Annotated in this window: 15 protein-coding genes; 11 read left to right on the top strand and 4 right to left on the bottom strand. The window is 58.9% G+C overall.

Annotated elements, in window-relative coordinates:
• The first annotated feature begins 247 nt into the window (after positions 1–247).
• Positions 248–646 (top strand): family 43 glycosylhydrolase, encoded by a 399-nt coding sequence (locus E6C55_RS10950; protein WP_136369826.1) that lies wholly within the window; start codon positions 248–250, stop codon positions 644–646.
• Between the two features lie 537 nt (positions 647–1,183).
• On the opposite strand, the gene E6C55_RS10945 is transcribed toward E6C55_RS10950, so the two are convergent.
• Together E6C55_RS10945 and E6C55_RS10940 are read right to left on the bottom strand one after the other, a co-directional pair.
• Entirely contained in the window at positions 1,184–2,773 is a 1,590-nt protein-coding gene (locus E6C55_RS10945) for a response regulator transcription factor (protein ID WP_136369825.1), read from the bottom strand.
• 15 nt (positions 2,774–2,788) lie between these two features.
• A complete protein-coding gene (locus tag E6C55_RS10940; RefSeq protein ID WP_136369824.1) occupies positions 2,789–4,528 on the bottom strand; it encodes a sensor histidine kinase in 1,740 nt (579 codons plus the stop codon).
• Between the two features lie 353 nt (positions 4,529–4,881).
• Here E6C55_RS10940 and E6C55_RS10935 point away from each other — a divergent pair, with 353 nt between their 5' ends.
• The 4 genes from E6C55_RS10935 (at position 4,882) to E6C55_RS10920 (ending at position 9,526) form a co-directional block, all read left to right on the top strand.
• Positions 4,882–5,772 carry an ABC transporter permease gene (locus tag E6C55_RS10935; RefSeq protein WP_136369837.1) on the top strand — a complete coding sequence of 297 codons (891 nt, stop codon included), beginning with the start codon at positions 4,882–4,884 and terminating at the stop codon, positions 5,770–5,772.
• A 24-nt stretch (positions 5,773–5,796) separates the two neighbouring features.
• On the top strand, positions 5,797–6,708 hold the full coding sequence (locus tag E6C55_RS10930; protein ID WP_136369823.1) for a carbohydrate ABC transporter permease: 912 nt from the start codon (positions 5,797–5,799) through the stop codon (positions 6,706–6,708).
• Between the two features lie 103 nt (positions 6,709–6,811).
• Positions 6,812–8,437, top strand: coding sequence for a type 2 periplasmic-binding domain-containing protein (locus E6C55_RS10925; RefSeq protein ID WP_230986645.1), 1,626 nt, complete (start codon positions 6,812–6,814; stop codon positions 8,435–8,437).
• 12 nt (positions 8,438–8,449) lie between these two features.
• Positions 8,450–9,526, top strand: a complete 1,077-nt coding sequence (locus tag E6C55_RS10920) for a Gfo/Idh/MocA family protein (protein ID WP_136369822.1) — start codon at positions 8,450–8,452, stop codon at positions 9,524–9,526.
• Positions 9,527–10,474: 948 nt separating this feature from the next.
• Here the strand turns inward: E6C55_RS10920 and arfA are convergent.
• Complete coding sequence (gene arfA, locus E6C55_RS10915) at positions 10,475–11,986, bottom strand: arabinosylfuranosidase ArfA (RefSeq protein ID WP_136369821.1); 1,512 nt, start codon at positions 11,984–11,986, stop codon at positions 10,475–10,477.
• A 148-nt stretch (positions 11,987–12,134) separates the two neighbouring features.
• Between arfA and E6C55_RS10910 the strand changes: the two genes are divergently transcribed.
• Positions 12,135–13,037 carry an ArsR/SmtB family transcription factor gene (locus E6C55_RS10910; protein ID WP_136369820.1) on the top strand — a complete coding sequence of 301 codons (903 nt, stop codon included), beginning with the start codon at positions 12,135–12,137 and terminating at the stop codon, positions 13,035–13,037.
• 24 nt (positions 13,038–13,061) lie between these two features.
• Here E6C55_RS10910 and E6C55_RS10905 read toward each other — a convergent pair whose 3' ends face one another.
• Positions 13,062–14,150, bottom strand: coding sequence for a GntR family transcriptional regulator (locus tag E6C55_RS10905; RefSeq protein ID WP_136369819.1), 1,089 nt, complete (start codon positions 14,148–14,150; stop codon positions 13,062–13,064).
• A gap of 217 nt (positions 14,151–14,367) precedes the next feature.
• Between E6C55_RS10905 and E6C55_RS10900 the strand changes: the two genes are divergently transcribed.
• From E6C55_RS10900 to E6C55_RS10880, 5 genes are all read left to right on the top strand, one after another.
• Positions 14,368–15,288, top strand: a complete 921-nt coding sequence (locus E6C55_RS10900; protein WP_136369818.1) for a carbohydrate ABC transporter permease — start codon at positions 14,368–14,370, stop codon at positions 15,286–15,288.
• Entirely contained in the window at positions 15,285–16,118 is an 834-nt protein-coding gene (locus E6C55_RS10895; protein WP_136369817.1) for a carbohydrate ABC transporter permease, read from the top strand. Before E6C55_RS10900 ends, E6C55_RS10895 begins: the two co-directional genes overlap by 4 nt.
• Positions 16,119–16,402: 284 nt before the next feature.
• Positions 16,403–17,872 carry an ABC transporter substrate-binding protein gene (locus E6C55_RS10890; protein ID WP_168735583.1) on the top strand — a complete coding sequence of 490 codons (1,470 nt, stop codon included), beginning with the start codon at positions 16,403–16,405 and terminating at the stop codon, positions 17,870–17,872.
• A 23-nt stretch (positions 17,873–17,895) separates the two neighbouring features.
• Entirely contained in the window at positions 17,896–18,990 is a 1,095-nt protein-coding gene (locus E6C55_RS10885) for a glycoside hydrolase 5 family protein (RefSeq protein WP_136369815.1), read from the top strand.
• A gap of 88 nt (positions 18,991–19,078) precedes the next feature.
• Complete coding sequence (locus E6C55_RS10880; protein WP_168735582.1) at positions 19,079–21,124, top strand: RICIN domain-containing protein; 2,046 nt, start codon at positions 19,079–19,081, stop codon at positions 21,122–21,124.
• The last annotated feature ends 15 nt before the right edge of the window (positions 21,125–21,139 follow it).

Below are 21,139 nucleotides of genomic sequence, written 5' to 3'. Positions count from 1 at the left end.
ACGTGAAGGTGACAAATTACCCTGAGCCTGAACAACCTTGTTGTCAGGCTGGCGTCTTTAGGCGCAGTTTGGCAACAAGGGGTTATACCCCAAGAGCAAACCACCCGTTGGACGGGTGGTTATGATTTGCGCTCGATTGTTCACGATTTGTCCGACGTTGCTCTACTCGTCTTGTTCGGCAGCCTATACACTGGTCACAGGCATGGATGTTGAATGCGACGACGGGAAGAATGCGGAGGGTTGAGCGATGACGAACCGGAAGCCCGCCTTGAAGGGCGAGTGGGCCGATCCCTTGCTCTTGAGAGACGGGGAGGATTATTACCTCTATCCTACGAAGGACAGCCAGGGGTGGCTCTACGAGAAGTTCCATGTGTTCCGCAGCAAGGATCTGATTCAGTGGGACGGCCCCTATACGGCGCTTGATCTGAACGATGTGGGTTGGGCCAAGAGCCGAGCTTGGGCACCCGGCGTCAACAAGATCAAGGACAAGTATTATATGTACTTCTCGGCGGAGGCGCAGATCGGAGTGGCGGCAGGGGAAGTGCTGGATCGCGGCGCTGAACGACGATATGGTGTCCTTCAAGTCGGAGCCGGTGAATCTCTCCGATCGGTTCTACGTGGACAAGGGGAAGGACCCCGCCATTGAGGACAAGGGCGTATACAATGAAGGGCCGCATCTGCAAAAGGTCAAGTCATGAGGAGTTGTTCTGGTAGGCAGGCGGAATCGATGTGGGGGCTGTTCCCAAAGTCATCATGGATGGCTTTTGGGAGCAGCCTCTTTGCGCGCGTGCGATTCGTTTCCCACTGGCCATGGCGATCCGGCCCGGCGCGGTATGCGATTTTATGTGATTTTTCATATTCGTTGGCGTGGCGTGGCGGGAATCGCGGCGTTTTATGCGATTTTTAGCATACATATGGAGGTTCGAACCGAGTTTGCCGCCATGGATGCGGTTTTTCGCATAAAACCGTTCAAATACCCGTTAGCGGGCTGCACGAATGCGGTTTTTCACATAAAATGCGACGGCCATCGAATTGGGCGGGGCTTGGCGGGCTTGAGCGGCTCCGGCGGGACTTGGACGACTTGGACGACTTGGACGACTTGGGCGACTTGGCGGTTGCGACGACTTGGGCGGTTGGGCGGCTCCGGCGGCTTCGGAGCTTCGCCGATGTTGTCGCCGGCCGCTTAGGCGTGCTTGTATTCGTTCGGCGACATGCCGGTCTCTTGCTTGAACACCTTGGCGAAGTAGGAGTAGTTGGCGTACCCGACTTTGTTCGCTACGGCGAACACCGACAACGGCGTCGTTCGGAGCAGCTTCTTGGCGGCTTCGATGCGGGCCCCGATAATATAGGCGCCGAGCGATACGCCGGTCTCCTTCTTGAACAGCCTGGCCAGATAGTCGGGGTGCAGGTAGAAGACGTCCGCCAGACTGAGGCGGGTCAGATCTTCTCCGTAATGCGAATGAATATAGTGCTTGATCTCCTCCGCCACGGTCTTGGACTGGCCGGCGAAGTCGCGATAGGACATCGCCGTCTGAACCAAGTATTGCACATAAGCCTCCATATCCTCGATGGAGTTCAGGGAATGGGCCAGCAGCCGTTCGTTCGGCTTGCCCTGGTATAGCTGATGCGCCTGAATGCCCTGGGATTTGAGGAACGCATACACGAGCTGCATGATGTCGAGCCGGAACAGAGCGAGCGCGGATGTGGCGACATGATTGTCGTTGGAGTATCGATTGAGATACGTCGTCGTCTCGCGGAGAAAAGCGTCGGGCCGGTTGTTGTCCAGATGACTCTCGAGCGCGGCCAGGTCCGGCGGAATATAGGCCTCGTCGGCGCGTCCGGGTCCGCGTTCCGCGAGGAACACCTGATTGCGCCGTTTGGCCATTCCCGCGCTGAGCTGCAGCAGTTGGCGGAAGGCCTCGCTGACGGTGTCCAGCCTGGACGGCATGCCGACCGTGCAGCAGGCATCGCACTTCAGAGAATGGTTGGCTTGCTGAATAAACGAGCCGCACAGCTTCTCGATCGTCAGCGTGTCGGGCGACCGACTCCATCTCAGGACGGCGATCCAGTTGTGCGCGCTGTATTCGAGTATCGTCTCCACCGTATAGCCCGGATGCCGGAACAGCTCGTACGCCACGTTGAGGAGTGCGAAGTCGAACAGGTTTTTCTCCTCCGCCCCCATGCTTCCGTCATAAGGGAACAGATTGATCAGCAGCGGATGGACGAGATCGTCCATGCCGTACGACAGGTTCTGTTCTTCGACGGCGCGCGCGACCTGCCCGGGCTTCAGCCCGCAAGAGGCGCTGTCATGGATCAGCTTGCGCCAGAAGTGCTCCAGAATCTTCGCTTGATTGCGCTGCCAGTAGTAGCCCTCCCGAATCGCCTGCTCCTGCCGCTGCTGCTCCCTGGCCCGCTCGACGGCCTTCCGGATAATGAGCATCAGCTTGTCGAACTGAATCGGCTTCAGGAAGTATTCGAAGCTGTTCAGCTCGATCGCTTTCTGCGCATAGTTGAAGTCGGCATAGTTGGTCAGCAGAATGGCCTGCACGTTATAGCGCTCCTCGCGAATCCAGGCCAGCAGCTCCAGGCCGCTTCCTTGCGGCATCTCGATATCGGAGATAAGAATCCGGATCGGATGCTTCATGAGAATATCGCGCGCCTGGGCGACATTATGGGCGGTATGCACCTTCTCTACGCCAAGGGAAGCCCAGTCGATCTTCGCCTCCAGCGCGGTCACGACAAAGTAATCGTCATCCACCACCAATGCGTGCATGGGACGAACCTCCGTTCAGGTTGGATTGGGCGGCTGCTTCGGCAGATAGAGCGTGACGCGGGCTCCGTCGCTGTTGGCGAATTCAACGCGCGCGCGCCGGCCGTACAAATATTCAAGCCGTTGAAGGGTGTTCATAATGCCGATCTGCGTGCCGCCGCTCTGGTCGAGCGGCTGTCCCCGCTGCAGCTTCTCCAGCACGTCCGGCGGGAAGCCGGGACCGGTATCGGATATCGTGACGACGGTCGTCTCCTCGCCCATGCCCTCGCTTTCTTCTTCGATCATTCTGCACTCGACCGCGAGGGAGATGAGGGAAGGCCGGTCGCGCGATACCGCGTATTTGATCGCGTTCTCGATGAAGGTCTGCAGCACAAGCGGCGGGATCGGCGCTTCCCGGGCGGCTGCCGCTCCCTCGATCCGATAGAGGAACGCGTCATGATAACGGTTCCGCTGAATATCGAGGTAGACGCGGACATGCTCGATCTCGTCCTCCATCCGAACGAAGTCCCGGCCGTTCTGGAAGATGTACCGGAAGTAAACCGAGGTGGACAGCGCCATCTGCTGAATCTCCTCGGTCATGTCCATCTGGGCCATGCTGTGAATCGTCGTCAGGCAGTTCAGGAAGAAGTGCGGCTTGATCTGCAGCTTGGTATAGTCCAGTTGGATGCGCTGCTTCTCGATCTCGCGCTCGTAAATGTCGATTTTGTACGTCTTGATCTGTCGGACCAATTGCGCGAACTGCTTGTTGGCCTTCTCCAGCTCGACGATTCTGCTGCCGGCGGCATCCAGCGGTTCGCCGTCCTCCGTCCAGAAGGCCAGATTGTAGGAGAAGCTCTTGATCGGCTGCAGCACCTTGTTCCTGAAGTAGAGCATGATGAAGCTCAGACTGCAGGCTACGATAAACGCCAGCAGCATGATGAGCAGTTGGGCGATCATGATCTTCTCGAAGGCGCCGAACTGAATGACAAGCTTGACATAGAAGGAAGCGTTGTCGAACTCGCTGTTGACGGTCGTCTTGGTCTGGAGGGCATTCCACAGAGCGTTGCGCTCCTGCCCGACGGCAAGCGGTTTGCCTTTGTTCGAGATCGGGCTTGTCGCGAGATGGCCATCTTCCGTCCAGAGAGACGCGTATCCGTTCTCCCCCAGGTTGATCTGGCGCAGCGGGCGGATCAGATCGTCGGCCGCGATCAGACAGATCATATAGTTGTCATGATACAGGAAGATATTCAGGATATAAAATTTGCCTGCCAACGGAATGGTCGACCACCGCGAATAAAACTTTTCATAGATCACCTTGTCTTCGATATAAGATTCGATCTGCTGCTGGAGCTCCTGGTACTCCTTGTACGACAGTCCCATGGGCGCGATGTTGAGCATGGTGCTCTTGGCGCCGAGATAGAGGAAGAAGTTATAGCTCCGATCGTAGCTCTTCTGCAGCTCGACGAACCTGCGGTACAGCGATTCGTTGGCCTTGATGAACTCGGTATCGTTCGTGCCGTGGTTGTTCATGAGCTTGATATTGTCGTCGTTGGCCAGCGTCCAGCCCATGAAGTGATTGATGTAGGAGAAGTCCCCGTTAAGCCGATTGATGTACAGGTTGGCCGTATCCCGAAGGTCGCGTGCGGACTGCTGCTTGACGATCGCGATCGATGCGAAGCTGATGATGAAGTCCAGAATAAGCGCGGAAAAGGAGATGACGAGAATAATCCGTACATAGTGCTGGATCGGATACAGCTTGTTGTCCGCCTGTTTGTCCATGCGCGCAACTCCTTGCGTCAGCCTCTGTTCTGTATCGAAGCGATAATGAAATGATAGCGCTGTCTGATGATTATAATACCGGCGTTTGAAATTGCAACCCGCGATCGGCCCCCCGGCGCCGAATGTCTGGAAAGTGACAGCAAAAAGTCTGGATTAAACGCGTCCCGGAGCTTCAAAGCCTCCCGGCCCGGACAATGCGCGGCGCAAAGTCCGAAAAGCAGGGACACATGCTCCAAATCGGATTCGCTCCGGCAAGTATACTGAAGCTGCAGCAAGGGAAAAGAGAATCCGGAAGATAGGGGGGAGACGGCACGTTGACCAACAGCTCATCGAGCGGCAATCTGCAGCGCAATATGGCGAGAATCGGCAGGAACTGGGGACTGTACTTGCTCCTGCTGCCTGCGGTGACGCTGCTGCTATGCTTTGTCTACAAGCCGATGTACGGCATCATCATTGCGTTCAAAGACTTCAAGCCGGCTTTGGGCATTATGGGAAGTCCCTGGGCGGGACTCAAATACTTCGAGAAATTTTTTAACTCCTATCAGTTCTCGATCACGATCCGCAATACGGTCTACATCAGCCTGTACAGCTTCGCGACATTCCCGATTCCGATTCTGTTCGCGATAGGCGTCAACCAACTGCGGGCGAACCGGTTCAAGCGCGTGTTCCAGACGGTCACCTACATGCCGCACTTTATATCCACCATCGTTGTTGTCGGCATCCTGATGATTCTGCTGTCGCCGGGCAACGGCCTGATCGGCAGCCTCTATCGTCTGTTCGGCGCCGAAGCGCCCAATCTGCTCGGCTCGGCCGGCATGTTCAGCAGCCTGTACGTATGGTCCGACGTGTGGCAGCACGCGGGATGGGACAGCATTATTTATATCGCGGCGCTGTCGTCGGTCGATCCCAGCCTGTACGAGGCGGCGACGGTGGACGGCGCAAGCCGCTGGCAGAAAATCCGGTTTATCGATATCCCGATGCTGATCCCGACGGCGATAACGCTGCTTATCCTGAGAGTCGGCGGGATGCTGGGCGTAGGCTTCGAGAAGGCGTACCTGCTGCAGAACAACCTGAATATCTCGGGGAGCGAGGTGCTGTCGACGTACGTGTACAAGATCGGCCTGCTCAGCTCCCAGTACAGCTTCTCGGCGGCTATCAACCTGTTCAACACCCTCATTAACTTTGTGTTGTTGATTGCGGTCAACCAGATATCCAGAAAATATTCCGAGCACAGTCTCTGGTAATGGAGAGGAGGATGAGCATCCGCGATGGAGGCTGCAACGAAGATGGAGCTGCGCATTCCCAAGACGCGCAACAATGACCGGCTCCTGGAGATTGTGCTGTACACATGGGCCGTGCTTGTGCTAATTGTCGTTATGTACCCGCTGTTTTTTATCGTCATCGCTTCGTTCAGCGATCCGTCGGCGGTCGGCAGCGGCCAGGTGTGGCTGTATCCCAAGGGCTTCACGCTAGATGGCTATAAGGAGCTGTTTAAGCATTCGAACATCTGGCTCGGCTACCGCAACACGATCGTTTATACGGCCGTAGGGACGGCGATCGGGCTCGCGGTAAATCTGTCGGCGGCCTACGCCTTGTCGAGGAAGGACCTGGTCGGACGCCGGTTTTTATCCTTATTCTTTATCTTTACGATGTTCTTTAACGGCGGCCTGGTGCCGACGTTCCTGACGATTCGCGACTTCCATCTGTACGACACGTTCTGGGTTATGGTGCTGCCGTTCTCCGTCGCCGTATTCGATATCATTGTGGCGCGCACCTTCTTCCAGACGGGGATTCCGCCGGAGCTGTGGGAGGCGGCCCAGGTCGACGGCTGCGGCAATCTTCGCTTCTACGTGCAGATGGTGCTGCCGCTGTCCAAGGCGATCATCTCGGTGCTGGCTCTGTGGTTCGCGGTAGGGCAATGGAACTCGTACTTTAATGCGCTGATCTACTTGCACAACCCGGATCTCTATCCGCTCCAGCTCGTGCTGCGCGAGATTCTGGTGACCAACCAGATGCAGAATGCGCTCGGTACGGGAGAGGCGGCCCAGATCGCGCTGCGGCTGGCCAACCTGCTTCGTTATTCCGTCATTATCGTCGCCACGCTGCCGATCATGTGCCTGTACCCGTTCGTGCAGAAGCACTTCAACAAGGGGGTGATGATCGGCGCCGTGAAGAGTTGACCGGATGGGTTGACCGGAAGGGCTGACCGGAAGGGCTGACGGGAAGAGTGGACGGCAAGGCGGGCAAGGCGTTGCACTTATTAAACATAAAGGGGAGTTCGCTATGGCGAAGAAGTGGATGTCCGGTCTGGCCCTCGTCTCCGTATTGGGGACAGCGGTGCTGGCCGGCTGCAGCAGCGATAACGGAGACAATGGAGCTGCATCGGGCGATACCGGGAACAGCTCGACGAACGCATCGAACGACAATTTTCACAAGGAAGGCTTGCCCATCGTCGACAAGACGGTCACGCTGAACGCGCTCACGATCCGCTGGGGCAACATGGGGGATTCGTTCACGAAGAACAGTTGGCTGCAGGAGCTGGAGAAGAACTCGAACGTCAAGATCAATTGGCAGGTCATCTCCAACACCGATTGGGAGACGCAGAAGTCCGTTCTGCTGGCAAGCGGCAAGATGCCGGACATCATCGTGGGCGATCTGGCGTTCGGCGATTCCGATATTGTGAACAATCTTACGCTGTTCCGTCCGCTGGACGACTATATCGATCAATATATGCCGAATCTCAAAGCGGCGATGGCCGAGATGCCGGATCTGAAGAAGCTGAGCACCTTCCCGGACGGCAAGATCTACTCGCTGCCCGCCAGACTGCCGTCGCGGCCCTATGCTTCCCAGCAGCCGGTCATCAACAAGGAATGGCTGGACAAACTGGGATTGAAGGCGCCGACAACGCTCGACGAGCTGTACACGGTGCTTAAAGCGTTCAAGGAGCAGGACCCGAACGGCAACCAGAAGGCGGACGAGATTCCGTACAGCGATACGAAGGACATCGATATGAATCTGTTCACCCCGTTCGGCATTACCGATCTGCGCGGCAACCACATGATGATCAAGGACGGCAAGCCGGAATATATTCCGACTTCGGACAACTACAAGGCGGCCATCACGTGGGCGAACAAACTGTATGCCGAAGGGCTGATCGACCAAGAGACGTTCACGCAGGACGAGACGATGCTGACGGCCAAGCGGCAGAATCCGGACGCCGCGATGATCGGATTCTCCTATCAATGGACGCCGGATGCCGTGTTCGGCCCGTGGAGCAAGCAATACGAGACGATTGCGCCGATCGCGGGGCCGGACGGGGAGAAGTATCAGATCGGCGATCCGAACGGCCTGAGCTTCCGGCGCAACGAGCTGCTGATCACCACCGCCAGCAAATATCCCGAGGTAGCCGCGCGGTGGGCCGACCAGTTCTATACCGGCGAAGCGAGCATTCAGAACTTCTGGGGCGCCATCGGCACCTCGATCAGCAAGAACGACGACGGCACCTACACGCTGATGGACCCGCCGGACGGCACGAGCGCGGACGCCTGGTACTGGGACAGCTCGCTGCGGGACTTCGGTCCGAAGTATGTCAGCCCCGAGTTCGAGAAGAAGATCCGGCTTGATCCGTCGAGCGGCGACGGCCTCAAGCTGACGCTCGATAGTCTGGGCAAGGACTATGTGACGCAGCCGTTCCCGGATGTCATGTATACCGTCGACGAGTATGCGGAGCTGCCGACGCTGACGACGGATATCGAGAGCTACATCAAGAGCACGCGCGCCAAGTGGATCACGAAGGGCGGCATCGACCAGGAGTGGGACGGCTATGTCAAGAAGCTGAACGACATGGGGCTGCAGAAGCTGATCCAGATTTACAACGATGCCTACGATCGTTACATGACAGTCAAGTAGACGGGAGAATCTATGAGCAACTATCGGATTGGATTAATTGGCCTTGGAGGCATGGCGCATTCGCATATTCGCTGGATAGCGGAGGAAGGCCGTTATGAGGTCGTGGCGGTCAGCGATGTTAACGAAGGGGCGCTGGCGGAGAAGGGCGATGAGCTTCGGATTGCGCCGGACCGCAGATACGCCGACTTCAAGCAGCTCATCGGAGATCCGGACATCGACGCCGTCGTATCGGTGACGCCGAACAACGTTCACGCGGCGATTATCCGGGCCTGCCTGGAGGCAGGCAAGCCGTTCCTCGCCGAGAAGCCGTTCACCCGCGTCTTCGCGGAGGCGGCCCCGCTGCTCGCGCTGTACGAGGCGCGGCCGGTGCGCGGCATGATCGGCTTCAGCTACCGCTACACGCCGGCCTTCCGCTATGCGCGGGAGCTTGTACGGGCCGGGAAGCTGGGCGCCGTGCGCAGCTTCTCGATCCAGTACCTGCAGGGCTGGGGCTCGGCGCTGAACGACACGCCTTATCTATGGCGCTTCAACAAGGACATCACCGGCACGGGAACGCTCGGCGATCTGGGCTCCCATATGATCGATCTGGCCCGGTTCCTGTTCGGCGAGTTCAAGGAGCTGTCCGCGCAGATGCGCACGCTTATTCCCGAGCGTCGCGATCCTGCGACGGGCCGAATGGTCCCAATCGAAGTGGACGACTTTGTCAGCTTCCAGGGGGTGATGTCGGGAGACGAGGCCGGCGTATTCCAGTCGTCGCGCAATGCGGTCGGCTCGGGCAATCAGCACGAGGTGACGATCTATGGCGATGCCGGCACGCTGCACGCGTCGACGCTGGACCCCGAGCGGGTTGTCTGGACCCGCGAGGAGGCGCCGGGCCGGCTGGCCCGGGCCGTCGTCGAGGTGCCGGCGTATTGCAAGGCGACGCAGTACGGCGACTTCCTGTCGCTGCTGGACGGCGACGCGCCGGACGGCCTGCCGGGCTTCATGGACGGCTATCGCAACCAGGAGGTGCTGGACGCCGTGATTCGCGCGAGCGGGGAGCGGCGAACCGTTGAGCTGCAAGCTCGGCCGGAACGGGCCCGCGAATAGGGGCAAGAGTAATGGTGACTCATCTGGGGCCCTCCGCGCGCCAATCGCCGCTCCAGTTGAGTCGTGGTTACTCAACTGCATCCACCATGCCTGCACGAACGCCCGCACTTGAGTAATGGTGACTCATCTGGGTCCCTCCGCGAGCCAATCGCCGCTCCAGTTGAGTCGTGGTGACTCATCTGCACTCACCATGCCTGCACGAACGCCCGCACTTGAGTAATGGTGACTCATCTCAGTCCCTCCGCGCGCCAATCGCCGCTCCAGTTGAGTCGTGGTTACTCAACTGCCCCCACCATGCCTGCACGAACGCCCGCACTTGAGTAATGGTGACTCATCTCGGTCCCTCCGCGAGCCAATCGCCGCTTCGGTTGAGTCGTGGTTACTCATCTGCACCCACCATGCCCGCTCGAACGCCCGCACTTGAGTAATGGTGACTCATCTGGGTCCCTCCGCGAGCCAATCGCCGCTCCAGTTGAGTCGTGGTTACTCATCTGCACCCACCATGCCCGCTCGGACGCCCGCACTTGAGTAATGGTGACTCATCTCGGGCCCTCCGCGCGCCAATCGCCGCTCCAGTTGACCTGTGGTTACTCATCTGCACCCACCATGCCTGCTCGAATGCCCGTACTTGAGTAATGGCGACTCATCTCGGTCCCTCCGCGAGCCTATCGCCGCTCCAGTTTGACCCGTGTCTAGGAGCAATGTGCCGGGAACCCGTACAACGACGCTCCGAAGAGACGGTTGGAGGTCTAACCCGATGCTCTACATAGCAAAACAGCGATCCCCGGCCCGAATAGCCGAACGAATGTGATAAACCACATAAAATCACATAAATCATAAAAGTCATCGAACCCGCAGAGCGAATAGCAAAAAGAACCGCCAGGACGACCTTCCCTGGCGGTTCTTCTTGCCCAGACAGGAGGGGGCGCTTCCGGAGAAGCCGCGCGCTCAGCCCCTGCTCTTCCGCAGCCGAATCACGTTCCACGAGGCCTTGCCCAGCAGCGAGCTTACCCGGCCCTGATCGACTGTCGTGCGGTCGACGACGCGGGGCGTGACGCGGTTCGGGTCGTTCTTCGTGTTGACGGCCTTCAGATTGTCCGACTCCAGCACGATGTGCTCGATGAGCTCCATGCCCTCGAAGCTGCGCAGATCCAGGGCGAGCTCCATCGCTTCCTCCAGGTGACGGTTGACCGCGAACACCGTCAACGTCTCCGATTCCTCGTCGTACACGCTGACCGATTCGAGATACGGGACGTCGGTGAAGCTCTTGGAGTCGTACTTCGGCGAATGGTCGATCGACTTCAGCACGGTGCCTCTTCCGAAGTTGGATGCGTGCAGGAACGGGTAGTAGGTCGTCTGCAGCCAGAGCGAACCGCCCGTCTCCGTCATGATCGGAGCGATTGTATTGATGAGCTGCGCCAGACACGCCATTTTGACCCGATCCGCATGCTTCAGAATCGTGATCGCGTAGCAGCCGACGGCCAGCGCGTCCTCGAACGTGTACACGTCCTCGAACTCCGGCGGCGCGATCTGCCAGCGCTCGCTGGCGCGGCTGGTGCCGATCGTGTGCCAGACGTTCCACTCGTCGAGCGACAGCATGACCTTCTTCTTGCTGCGGTGCTTGGCCTGGACGTAATCGCAGATCGACGCGACGCTGGAGATGAATTGATCCAGGTCCAGCGAGCTGGCGAGGAAGTTCGCCGTGTCGCCTTCATTGTTATTGTAGTACGCGTGCAGGGACAAGTAATCGACCTGCTCGTAAGAGAGATCCAGCACGGTCGCTTCCCATTCCGCGAACGTCTTGATCGAGCGGGAGGAGCTTCCGCAAGCGACCAGCTCGATTGTCGGGTCGACCCAACGCATCACCTTGGCCGTCTCGTTGGCGATCCGCCCATATTCGGCGGCGGTCATGGCGCCGATCTGCCACGGCCCGTCCATCTCGTTGCCGAGGCACCACGTCTTGAACCGGTGAGGCTCGCGGCAGCCGTGGGCGATCCGCAGGTCGCTGTAGTAGGAGCCGGACGGATGGTTGCAATATTCGACGAGGTTCCGGGCGGCGTCCGGGCCTCTTGTGCCGAGATTGACGGCCATCATCACCTCGGACCCGGCAAGCTTCGCCCATTCCGCGAATTCGTTCGTGCCGACCTCGTTCGTCTCCGTCGTCCACCAGGCAAGCTCAAGCTTGCGCGGCCGCTCGGCCTTCGGTCCGACGCCGTCCTCCCAATTGTAGCCGGACACGAAGTTGCCGCCCGGGTAACGGATGATCGGAACCTTCAGCGCCTGAATGGCCTCGAGGGCGTCGCGGCGGAAGCCGTTGCTGTCGGCGGTCGGGTGGCCCGGCTCGTAGATTCCTCCGTAGACCGCCCTTCCCAAGTGTTCGATGAAGGAGCCGTACACCCGGGGGTCCACCGCAGCTACGGCAAAATGCTTGTCGACGAGCATGCTGGCACGAATCGTCATCTTTATAAGTCTCCTTATAATTGGATTTGATGAAATAAGAATTCAAAGTGATTGCTCTACACCAATATTAGTATCATAATGGGGTTTAAGGAACAATCTTATTCTTCAGGATTCGTATAAAACAAAATTCAAAACAAGGTGGATAATCATGCTGCTCAGAACGGACCCGGCGTCGCTGAAGATATACGAGGCATTGGCCAGCGAAGTGCGACTCGCGATCATCGACAAGCTATTCGAGAGGGAGCGGCACGTCAAGGAGTTGGCGGAGGAGCTTTACTTAAGCAACGCCGTCGTCAGCGGCCATATCCGGAAGCTGGAGGAAGCCGGCCTTGTCGGCAGCCGAATGAAGCGGATCAACGGGGGAACCTACAAAGTCTGCTACGCGAAGGAGGAGTTCATGCAGGTGAGGCTGTCTCCCGATGCCCCCGGCAATTATCCCTTCCATGAGACGTCCGTGCCGATCGGCCACTTCACGGACTATGAAGCGTGGCCCACCTGCGGAATCGCAACAACGGAGAAGGTCATCGGCCAATACGACAATCCGGTCTGCTTCATGGACCCGGAGCGGGTGAACGCGGGCATTCTGTGGTTCGCCAGGGGCTGGGTGGAGTACCGCATTCCGAATTACCTGCACCGGGACGAGTCCCTTCACGAGATCGAGATCTCGCTCGAGATCGGTTCGGAAGCTCCCCGCGTGAACGACAATTGGCCTTCGGACATTCGCTTCTACTTGGGGGACAAGCTGCTGGGCGTGTGGACGAGCCCCGGCGACTTCGGAGGGACGCGGGGGAGGCTGACGCCGGAATGGTGGCATACGGATGTCAATCAGTACGGCCTGCTGAAGGTGTTGCGGGTCAAGGAGAAGGGCACCTACATCGACGGGATGAAAATATCGGACGTGGGTCTTCGGGACATCGGGACGCATGCGATAAACTGGACGTTCCGGATCGCGGCGGAGGACGCCGGACGCGGCCGGGGCGGACTGACGCTGTACGGGAAGAGCTTCGGCAACTATCCTCAGGACATTGTTTTCCGAAGTTATTATGCTTGAGGGCAGGGGAGGGCAGCATTCCGTTCAGATGCCGTCGGGCATCGGATAACGGACACCGTCGACGAAGCGAACGGGGACGGACTCGCGTGCGACGAAGTACCCCTGTTCCATCTGGCGGATGATGAGATCGACGGCCTTCTGCGAGATGGTTCCGATGTCTTGTTCGACGAAGGGAACGAACGGCAGCTTCGGATCGTCGAAGGATGCCAGAAGAACGTCGTTCGGCACCTTCCTCCCCATCTCATGCAGCACGGCGTACGCAAGACGCGCCAGAACGGTATCGACGGTGACAACGGCGGTGACGTGCGGACAATTTTCCAAGAAGGATCGAATTCGGCTGCACAGCTCGGCGTCCTGTTCCTTGCCGTCGCGCCGAAGGAACAGCCAATATTGCTTGTCGACGGGCAGCTTGCGATCGACATAGGCCTTCTCGAAGCCGATCATTCGCTCGCGGGTGTTGGAGTTCGTGTCCTCTTGAGTAATCAATGCAATATCCTTGTGCCTCGCTTCGAACAAATATTCGGCTACCGCCGTCATCCCCGCCTCATTCTCCGAGGTAACGCTGCTGTTTGAGATGTTGGGCAAGTAACGGTCTACAAGCACGTGAGGGAACCGGTTAAGCGTCAGCTTCAGAATCTCCTCGTTGTAGCTCTCGTTGATAACCGGGAAGATGATAAATCCCCGGACGCCGAACATCTGGAACATGCGGATCGCTTCAATCTCCTTGTCCATCTTGTCTTCCGTGACGCGAATCAGCGTCTGATAGCCCCGGTCATGCAGCAGCGATTGAATGTGGTAGAAGAGCAGGCTCTCTACCGGCATGCAGATCGACGGGAAGACGATGCCCACAATTCCTTTGAATCCCGAATCGATCGATTTCAGAATGTCGGTCCCCATGCGGCCGGCGACGAAGGTGCCCTTGCCCTTGATCCGCACGACCAGGTCCTGATCGGCCAAGCCCGCCAGGGCCTGCTTGGACGTGATCTGGCTCACGTTGAAGAAGTCGGCGATCTCCTTCTCCGAAGGCACGCGGTCTCCCGGCCGCAGAGCGCCCGTGAGGATTTGCTCACGCAGATGGTTCTGAATTTTTTTGTAGAGGGGCACACTCTTCATATAATAAGCAACTCCTAATTTAATATACTAAGTTAATTCAATTATATTCTACTAATAATCAATATAAAACCGATTTTAAAGCGAAAAATATAATATAAAATACTAAGCTTAGTATGTATTTTGTTTGAGCAATCCATTATGATCAATGGTGTGGTAAGCGTATTCATTCAGAAGGGCCGATGGTTAACATTCGGCGATAGAGGGGGCTTCGCAGAGAATGGGGAACAAACGTAATCCTGGCCTTCGCGGGGGCGGCTGGGCGCCGTATTTGTTTATCGTGCCGGCAGTCGCGTTGATTGTTCTGCTGGGCGTGATTCCGATTCTGATCTCCTTTGTCATCAGCTTGCAGTCCTATCGATTGGGAGTGCCGCTGGATCAGATCCATTATGTCGGCTTGGACAACTACCGCGACATCCTGAGCAACCGACTGTTCACGGACTCTATCGGTTGGACGTTCCTGTTCACGGCCATAACCGTCATTTTTAACCTGGTGCTTGGTCTGGGACTGGCCATGCTGCTCAACGCGAAGGCGATGGAGAAGCGGCTCAAGGTGTTCCGCAGTCTGTTTATTCTGCCGCTTATGCTTGCGCCCGTCGTGACGGCGACGATCTGGGAGATTCTGTTCGCTCCCGTGTACGGCATTGTCAACTATGTTGTCGAATTGCTGGGCTTCGCCTCCGTCAGTTGGACAGGCGAGTCGGTGCCCGCCAAGGCCGCGATCAGCGCGGTCGACATCTGGGGAGCGACTCCGTTCTGCATGCTGATTTTCCTCGCGGCATTCCAGACCGTACCGGGGGATGTCTACGAGGCCGCGATGATCGACGGCGCCAGCCGCACCCGATCGTTCTTCCGCATTACGCTGCCGCTTATTCGCAATTTCATTGCGCTGGTCGTGACGATCCGGGTGATGGACGCTCTGCGCGTATTCGATTCGGTCATGGTTCTGACGAACGGCGGGCCGGGCACCGCCACGGAGACGATGGGAACGGCCATCTACAAGACGGCCTTCCGCTACGGTAACATCGGCGCGGGCTCCGCCGGCGCATTCATCTTCTTCGCCTTGATTCTGGTCGTCACGCTGGTCTTTATGACCTTGCTTCGCAAGCAGACGGGAACCGAAGGGAGAGAGGCCGCATGAATATCCGGAAGAGGGAACGATTGGCGCAAGGGGTTCTCCTGCTCCTCTTCGCGTTGTTCTTCCTGTTCCCCATCTATTGGGCGCTTGCGACCTCGTTCAAGACGCCGGGACAGATCATCAAGCTGCCCCCCGAATTCTGGCCGACCCGATGGACATGGGACAACTACAGGGAGATCTTCAAGGAGAACAACATCGGGCTGTACTTCCGCAACAGCATGGTCGTGGCGCTGGCCACGGTCGGGTTGTCCGTGCTGATTGCGGCATTGGCCGGATACGGCTTCGCGCGCTTCCGGTTCCGGGGCCGCCGCTTCTGGCTGTACCTGATTCTGGCCGTGCGGATGATTCCCGGCCTGGTGTTTACGGTCCCGTACTTCGTCATCTTCGACAAGCTGGGGCTGCTCGACTCGCTCACGGGCCTGATCATCGTCTACACGGCGGGGACTCTGCCGCTTGCGGTATGGCTGTTCGTCGGCTTCTACGAGGAGCTGCCCGGCGAGCTGTACGAGGCGGGCATCATTGACGGCTGCGGTCCGCTGCAGCTGTTCGCGAGAATTGCGCTGCCGCTTGTCGCGCCGGGGATTGTGGTGACGGCCATTCTGGCCTTCCTGGCCGCATACAACGAATTCGGCATGGCGCTGATTCTGACGTTCAGCGACGCGAAGAAGACGCTGCCTCTTGGGATCAGCGGCCTCGTTCAGGCGCAGAAGGACACCCCCTTCGGTCCGCTTGCGGCGGCGGGGACGGTGGCGATGCTGCCGGCGTTCCTGCTGTCGCTGACGACGCAGAAGTACATTGTCAAGGGATTTACGGCCGGAGCGGTTAAAGGGTGAGAATCGTGCGAATCGTGCGAAACGGGAGAAACATGAGAAACGTGGAGAATCGTGAGAACCGGGAGAAGCGTGAGAACCGTAGAGAAACGTGAAAACCGTGAAAACCGTGAGAATCGTGAAAACCGTGCGAATCGTGAGAATCGTGAGTCTCCGCCCGCAAGCGGACGGCCAGGAGAGGAGGTGGGACGGGGCCGACGGGAAGCGGCTCGGCTATGGCTGAACTTCATCATCTCGGATTGATCGGGCAAGGGCAAGTTCCATCTTATTACAAAGGGGACGTCCAAATGAAACGTGCGAATTTATCGAGCAAAACAAGCATTACCGTCTTGACGGCGATACTGGCCTCGGGCACGCTGCTGTCCGCTTGCGGCGGCAATTCCGACAAGCAGGGCAACGCCGCTCCGTCATCAAGCGCTCCTTCAGCCTCGGCAAGCGCTTCGGGCACGGCTGCTGCGGCGGCGCCCGAGGTGTTGGGTGTCCAACTGACCGATATGGACAGCGGGGGCACCCTCCACGGCCAATATGCCGGCCAGACCGTGACTCTGGCGACCGTGGACGGGGATTTCGCCGACGCGGTGAAGACGGTGGCCCCGTACTTCGAGGAAGTCTCGGGAGCCAAGGTCGTCGTGCAGAGCTTCCCCGGGGAGACGTATATGGAGAAGATTCAGCTCGATCTGCAGGTGACGCACAACTTCGACGCCGTGCTGATGCCGATTGCCAACCTTCACGGCTTCGCGAACAGCGGGCTGATTCAGGATCTTACCTCCTTCACTCAGAATGCGGCGAGCCCGAATCTGGATCTGGACGACTTTATCCCGGCGCTGCTTGACGTGTACGGCAAGTACCAAGGCAAGCTGATCGCTTTCCCGTTCAAGCCCGACGTCGAACTGTTCTTCTACCGGAAGGATCTGTTCGAGGATGCGGATATCCAGGCCAAGTTCAAGGAGAAGACGGGCAAGGACCTGAAGGTGCCGACGACGGCCGACGAGCTGAAGGAGACGGCGGCCTTCTTCACGAGAAGCTTGAACCCCGATTCGCCGACGGACTACGGCTACAGCCACATGGGCTCCAAGGGCAACAGCCGCTGGATCTGGACGAATCGGCTGGGCGCTTACGGAGGCACGGACGTCGACGAGAACTTCCAGCCGGGCTTCAACAACGAGGCGGGAATCCAAGCGATGCAGGATGCGGTGGACTTGAAGCAATACGCTCCGAAGGAGTTCATGGAGCTGCAATGGGAGACCGCCAACCAACTGTTCGCCGACGGCAAGGTCGCCATGATGGAGCAGTGGCCGGGGCTGTACAGCACCGTGCAGGGGGACGGGTCCGCCGTGAAGGATAAGGTCGGCATTGCGGTAACCCCGGGAGGCGCTCCGACGCTCGGCGGTTGGGGATTGTCCGTCGCAAGCCAATCGAAGCAGTCCGAGCTTGCCTACAAGCTGATTGAGTTCATTGAAGGCAAGGACGTTCAACTGCTGATGCTCAAGCATACGGTCGACCCGACCCGCACCTCGAACTACAACCGCCCGGAGATCTCGGCGTCGAACACGATGTACCCGGTCCTGTTCGAATCGTTCTCCAAGGGGAAAATTCTGGCCGATGTCGATGCGCCGGGACTGTCCTCGCAGCTTAACGACATCGTCGAGCTCGGCATGCAGGAAGCGTTGAGCGGCAAGTCCACGCCCGAGAAGGCAATCGAGATGATGGCGAAATCGTTCGACAAAGAATTGAAGGCGGCCGGCTTGCAGAAGTAAGGAGCCGTCATGGAGGCAACGGAATGGAAGTCTGGACGGAAGAGCGCGCTTGGGCCTGGCATCGCGCCAGGCCGTGGACGGTCGGCTGCAATTACATTCCAAGCGGGTGTATCAACCTGATCGAGATCTGGCAGGAGTACGGCTTCGAACGGGTTGCCGCGGACATGGAACGGGAGCTCGACCTCGCCCGGTCCATCGGGCTGAACGCCGTGCGGATGCTGCTGCCGTTCGAGGTGTGGCGTTACCAACGGGATGGCTTCATGGAGCGGCTGGAGCGGGTGCTGCGAATGCTCGATTCCCGCCGCATGCAACTGATGCCGGTTTTCTTCGACGACTGCGGGAGAGGGCCGGCGGAGAACTACGATCCGCTTCCGTCCTTCGGCCCGCAGCCGGAGCCGCAGCCGGGGCATCACGGAGGCGGCCCGGCCGCCCCGTGCCCGAACAGCCGCAATCCGCATTATCACTACAGCGACGACAGAACGAATTGGCCGGACATGAAGCGATTCGTCCAGGACGTGGCGGGCGCCCATCGGCACGATTCCAGGGTGCTGGCCTGGGACATCTGGAACGAGCCCGGCAACTCGGGCAAGGACGGCCGCGGCAACTGCAGCTCGAGCCTCGAGGCGATGGAGGCGGCCTTCATCTGGTGCCGGGAGATGGAGCCGAGCCAGCCGCTGACGGCCGGGGTGTGGGACTTCTATCACTTGGACCAAGAGAACAGGCGGCTTGGCGAGCTGACCGCCATCGAGAAGCGGGCGGCGGAGCTGTCCGATCTGATCTCGTTCCATTATTACGGGGACTTGAGCGGAACGCGCCGGTTGATCGACAGCCTGAAGGAATGGAATCGTCCTCTGCTCGTAACCGAATGGCTGCACCGGCCGTTCGGGAACGAAGCGGCGGAGCACCTTCCGCTCTTCCTGAAGGAGGAGATCGGCTGCTTCCATTGGGGGCTCGTCAACGGCAAGACGCAGACGCACGAGCCGTGGGACTGGATCGCGGACCGGCCGCTCGACTTCAGCCGATGGCAGCACGACTTGTTCCTCCCCGACGGTACCGCTTACGACGAAGAGGAGATCAAGCTGTTCCGTCGGCTTGCGGGCGCCGGAGCAAGCCGATAGAGAGAATGACGCCGATGAGGTGTCCGGAGTCCGGACGGGGAAGAGAGAAGCCTGCTGCAACGATAGCGAGGATGGGGGAATGTATCGTATGAAGCGCTTGAGAACGCTAGGCGCAACATGGTTATGCCTTATGCTTACGCTTGTATTCGCCGCGAGCGCCGCGGCGGAATCCGGGCCGACTCAGTGGAGCCCGAGCGTAGTGGTCAACAATATCCCGCAGTATACCGACATGGGCGCCGATTCCAAGAACGTGCTGCCCGGCAAATACGGTTCCCAATACGGTCGCCTGTTGATGCTGGATAACGGGGACTGGCTTGCCTCCTATACGATCTACGACAACAACGGGTACAAGTACGATTCGAACGGCGGCAACAAGCTGCAGCTCAGTCGCAGCACGGACCACGGCCAGAGCTGGACCGTGCTGGCCACGATCGCCGATCCGGGCCGGGACCTGGACAATGCTCAGATGGTCCAGTTGGACGATGGAACGATTCTGCTGGCTTGCCGGTCCGTCATCTGGCAGCAATCGTACAAGCTGGACGTGTACAAGAGCGCGAACAACGGAGCGAGCTGGTCGTACTTGAGCACGATCGACGAGAACAGCGGCGCCGCAGGGAGCCTCGGCAATCCCGACAAGGGCGTATACGAGCCGCATATGTATGTGCTGGATAACGGCGACGTCGGGGTTATGTACGCCAATGAGAAGCATGTGACGGAATCGCCGGCTTACAGCCAGATCATCTCGCTCAAGGTCTCCGCGAACGATGGCGCCAGCTGGGGAACGGAGATCTGGGCGGCCTGGGCGCCGGGGGATTCGAACGCCCGACCGGGCATGCCGGTATGGACGAAGATGAACAACGGCGAGTACATGCTGGTGTTCGAAGTGTGCGGGGTGGACGACTGCAACGTTCATTACCAAACCTCGAGCGACGGCACGACCTGGTCCGGCGGCCTGGGGACCCTCATTCCTCTGCAGAGGGGGGCGCCGTACGTGGCGCAGCTCTCCGACAACCGTCTGGCGATCGTGTCCAATACCCATAATGTGTCGTTCAGCGACGATTATGGAGCGACCTGGTACGTGGACGACACCGCTCCTTACGGATCGCTGTTCGGCGGGTACGACAATCTGTGGGCGAGCATCTACGAGACGGGAACGAACGAGATCGCCGTCATGACTTCGGCAGGGCGTTCCGCCTACAATGAATATACGGAAGGCCACAACGTGCAGATTCGGCTGGGTACTTACGACGCCGTATCCACGGGCATCGTATCGGGTGCCTATTACAAGATAACGGCGCAGCACAGCGGCAAGAATCTCGATGTCGACGCCGGCAGCGGAGCGGACGGGGCGAAGGTCCAACAGTGGGAGAACAACGATCTGCCTCCGCAGATCTGGCAATTCGTCGCTGCCGGAGGCGGCTACTACAAGATCGTCAACAAGCAAAGCGGCAAGCTACTCGAAGTGTCCGGCGGCTCCGTGACACCCGGAGCCAGCGTGACGCAATGGAGCGATATCGGCAGCGATCGCCAGCTGTGGAAGGCGGAGCATGTCGGCGGAGGCAATTATCGGATTCAGAACAAGCTGAGCGGCCTGAACCTGGATGTCACCGCAGGCTCCACCGCGAACGGAGCCGTGGCGGAGCAGTGGACGGAGAACGGCGACCGGCCGCAGCGCTGGAAGCTGGTCCCCGTTGAAGGAGGCATCGTATCCGGAGCGACCTACAAGCTGACGAACCAGCAGAGCGGGCTCGTGATGGACGTCGCCGGAGGCTCGCTCGCGAATGGAGCGAACGTGCAGCAGGAAGCCGACAACGGCTCGGCCAGCCAGCGCTGGATCATCGAGGACATGGGGGACGGCTCCTACAAGCTGACGAACGCGCAGAGCGGGAAGTGCCTGGATGTCGACGCGGGCTCCGGAGTCCCCGGCGCCAACGTGCAGCAATGGGAAGACAACGGGCTGCCGCCGGAACGCTGGATCATCGAGTATACGGGGAGCGGTTATTACAAGCTGACGAACGCGCAGAGCGGACTTGCGCTCGACGTCGCCGGAGGCTCGATGAGCGCCGGAGGGAACATTCAGCAATATACCGACAACGGGCTGCCGCCGCAGCGGTGGGAGCTGGAGCTGCAGTAACTTCCGAAGATGCGG

The organism is Cohnella fermenti (assembly GCF_004801405.1).
GTDB lineage: Bacteria > Bacillota > Bacilli > Paenibacillales > Paenibacillaceae > Cohnella > Cohnella fermenti.
Note: the sequence above shows the minus strand (reverse complement) of the source record. Positions and strands in the feature narration are given on the sequence as shown.

What these genes read in the sequence shown, in the direction of transcription:
- E6C55_RS10950 (WP_136369826.1), top strand. Translation starts at nt 248, where the DNA reads ATGACGAACCGGAAGCCCGCCTTGAAGGGCGAGTGGGCCGATCCCTTG.
- E6C55_RS10945 (WP_136369825.1), bottom strand. Translation starts at nt 2,773, where the DNA reads ATGCACGCATTGGTGGTGGATGACGATTACTTTGTCGTGACCGCGCTG.
- E6C55_RS10940 (WP_136369824.1), bottom strand. Translation starts at nt 4,528, where the DNA reads ATGGACAAACAGGCGGACAACAAGCTGTATCCGATCCAGCACTATGTA.
- E6C55_RS10935 (WP_136369837.1), top strand. Translation starts at nt 4,882, where the DNA reads ATGGCGAGAATCGGCAGGAACTGGGGACTGTACTTGCTCCTGCTGCCT.
- E6C55_RS10930 (WP_136369823.1), top strand. Translation starts at nt 5,797, where the DNA reads ATGGAGGCTGCAACGAAGATGGAGCTGCGCATTCCCAAGACGCGCAAC.
- E6C55_RS10925 (WP_230986645.1), top strand. Translation starts at nt 6,812, where the DNA reads ATGGCGAAGAAGTGGATGTCCGGTCTGGCCCTCGTCTCCGTATTGGGG.
- E6C55_RS10920 (WP_136369822.1), top strand. Translation starts at nt 8,450, where the DNA reads ATGAGCAACTATCGGATTGGATTAATTGGCCTTGGAGGCATGGCGCAT.
- arfA (WP_136369821.1), bottom strand. Translation starts at nt 11,986, where the DNA reads ATGACGATTCGTGCCAGCATGCTCGTCGACAAGCATTTTGCCGTAGCT.
- E6C55_RS10910 (WP_136369820.1), top strand. Translation starts at nt 12,135, where the DNA reads ATGCTGCTCAGAACGGACCCGGCGTCGCTGAAGATATACGAGGCATTG.
- E6C55_RS10905 (WP_136369819.1), bottom strand. Translation starts at nt 14,150, where the DNA reads ATGAAGAGTGTGCCCCTCTACAAAAAAATTCAGAACCATCTGCGTGAG.
- E6C55_RS10900 (WP_136369818.1), top strand. Translation starts at nt 14,368, where the DNA reads ATGGGGAACAAACGTAATCCTGGCCTTCGCGGGGGCGGCTGGGCGCCG.
- E6C55_RS10895 (WP_136369817.1), top strand. Translation starts at nt 15,285, where the DNA reads ATGAATATCCGGAAGAGGGAACGATTGGCGCAAGGGGTTCTCCTGCTC.
- E6C55_RS10890 (WP_168735583.1), top strand. Translation starts at nt 16,403, where the DNA reads ATGAAACGTGCGAATTTATCGAGCAAAACAAGCATTACCGTCTTGACG.
- E6C55_RS10885 (WP_136369815.1), top strand. Translation starts at nt 17,896, where the DNA reads ATGGAAGTCTGGACGGAAGAGCGCGCTTGGGCCTGGCATCGCGCCAGG.
- E6C55_RS10880 (WP_168735582.1), top strand. Translation starts at nt 19,079, where the DNA reads ATGAAGCGCTTGAGAACGCTAGGCGCAACATGGTTATGCCTTATGCTT.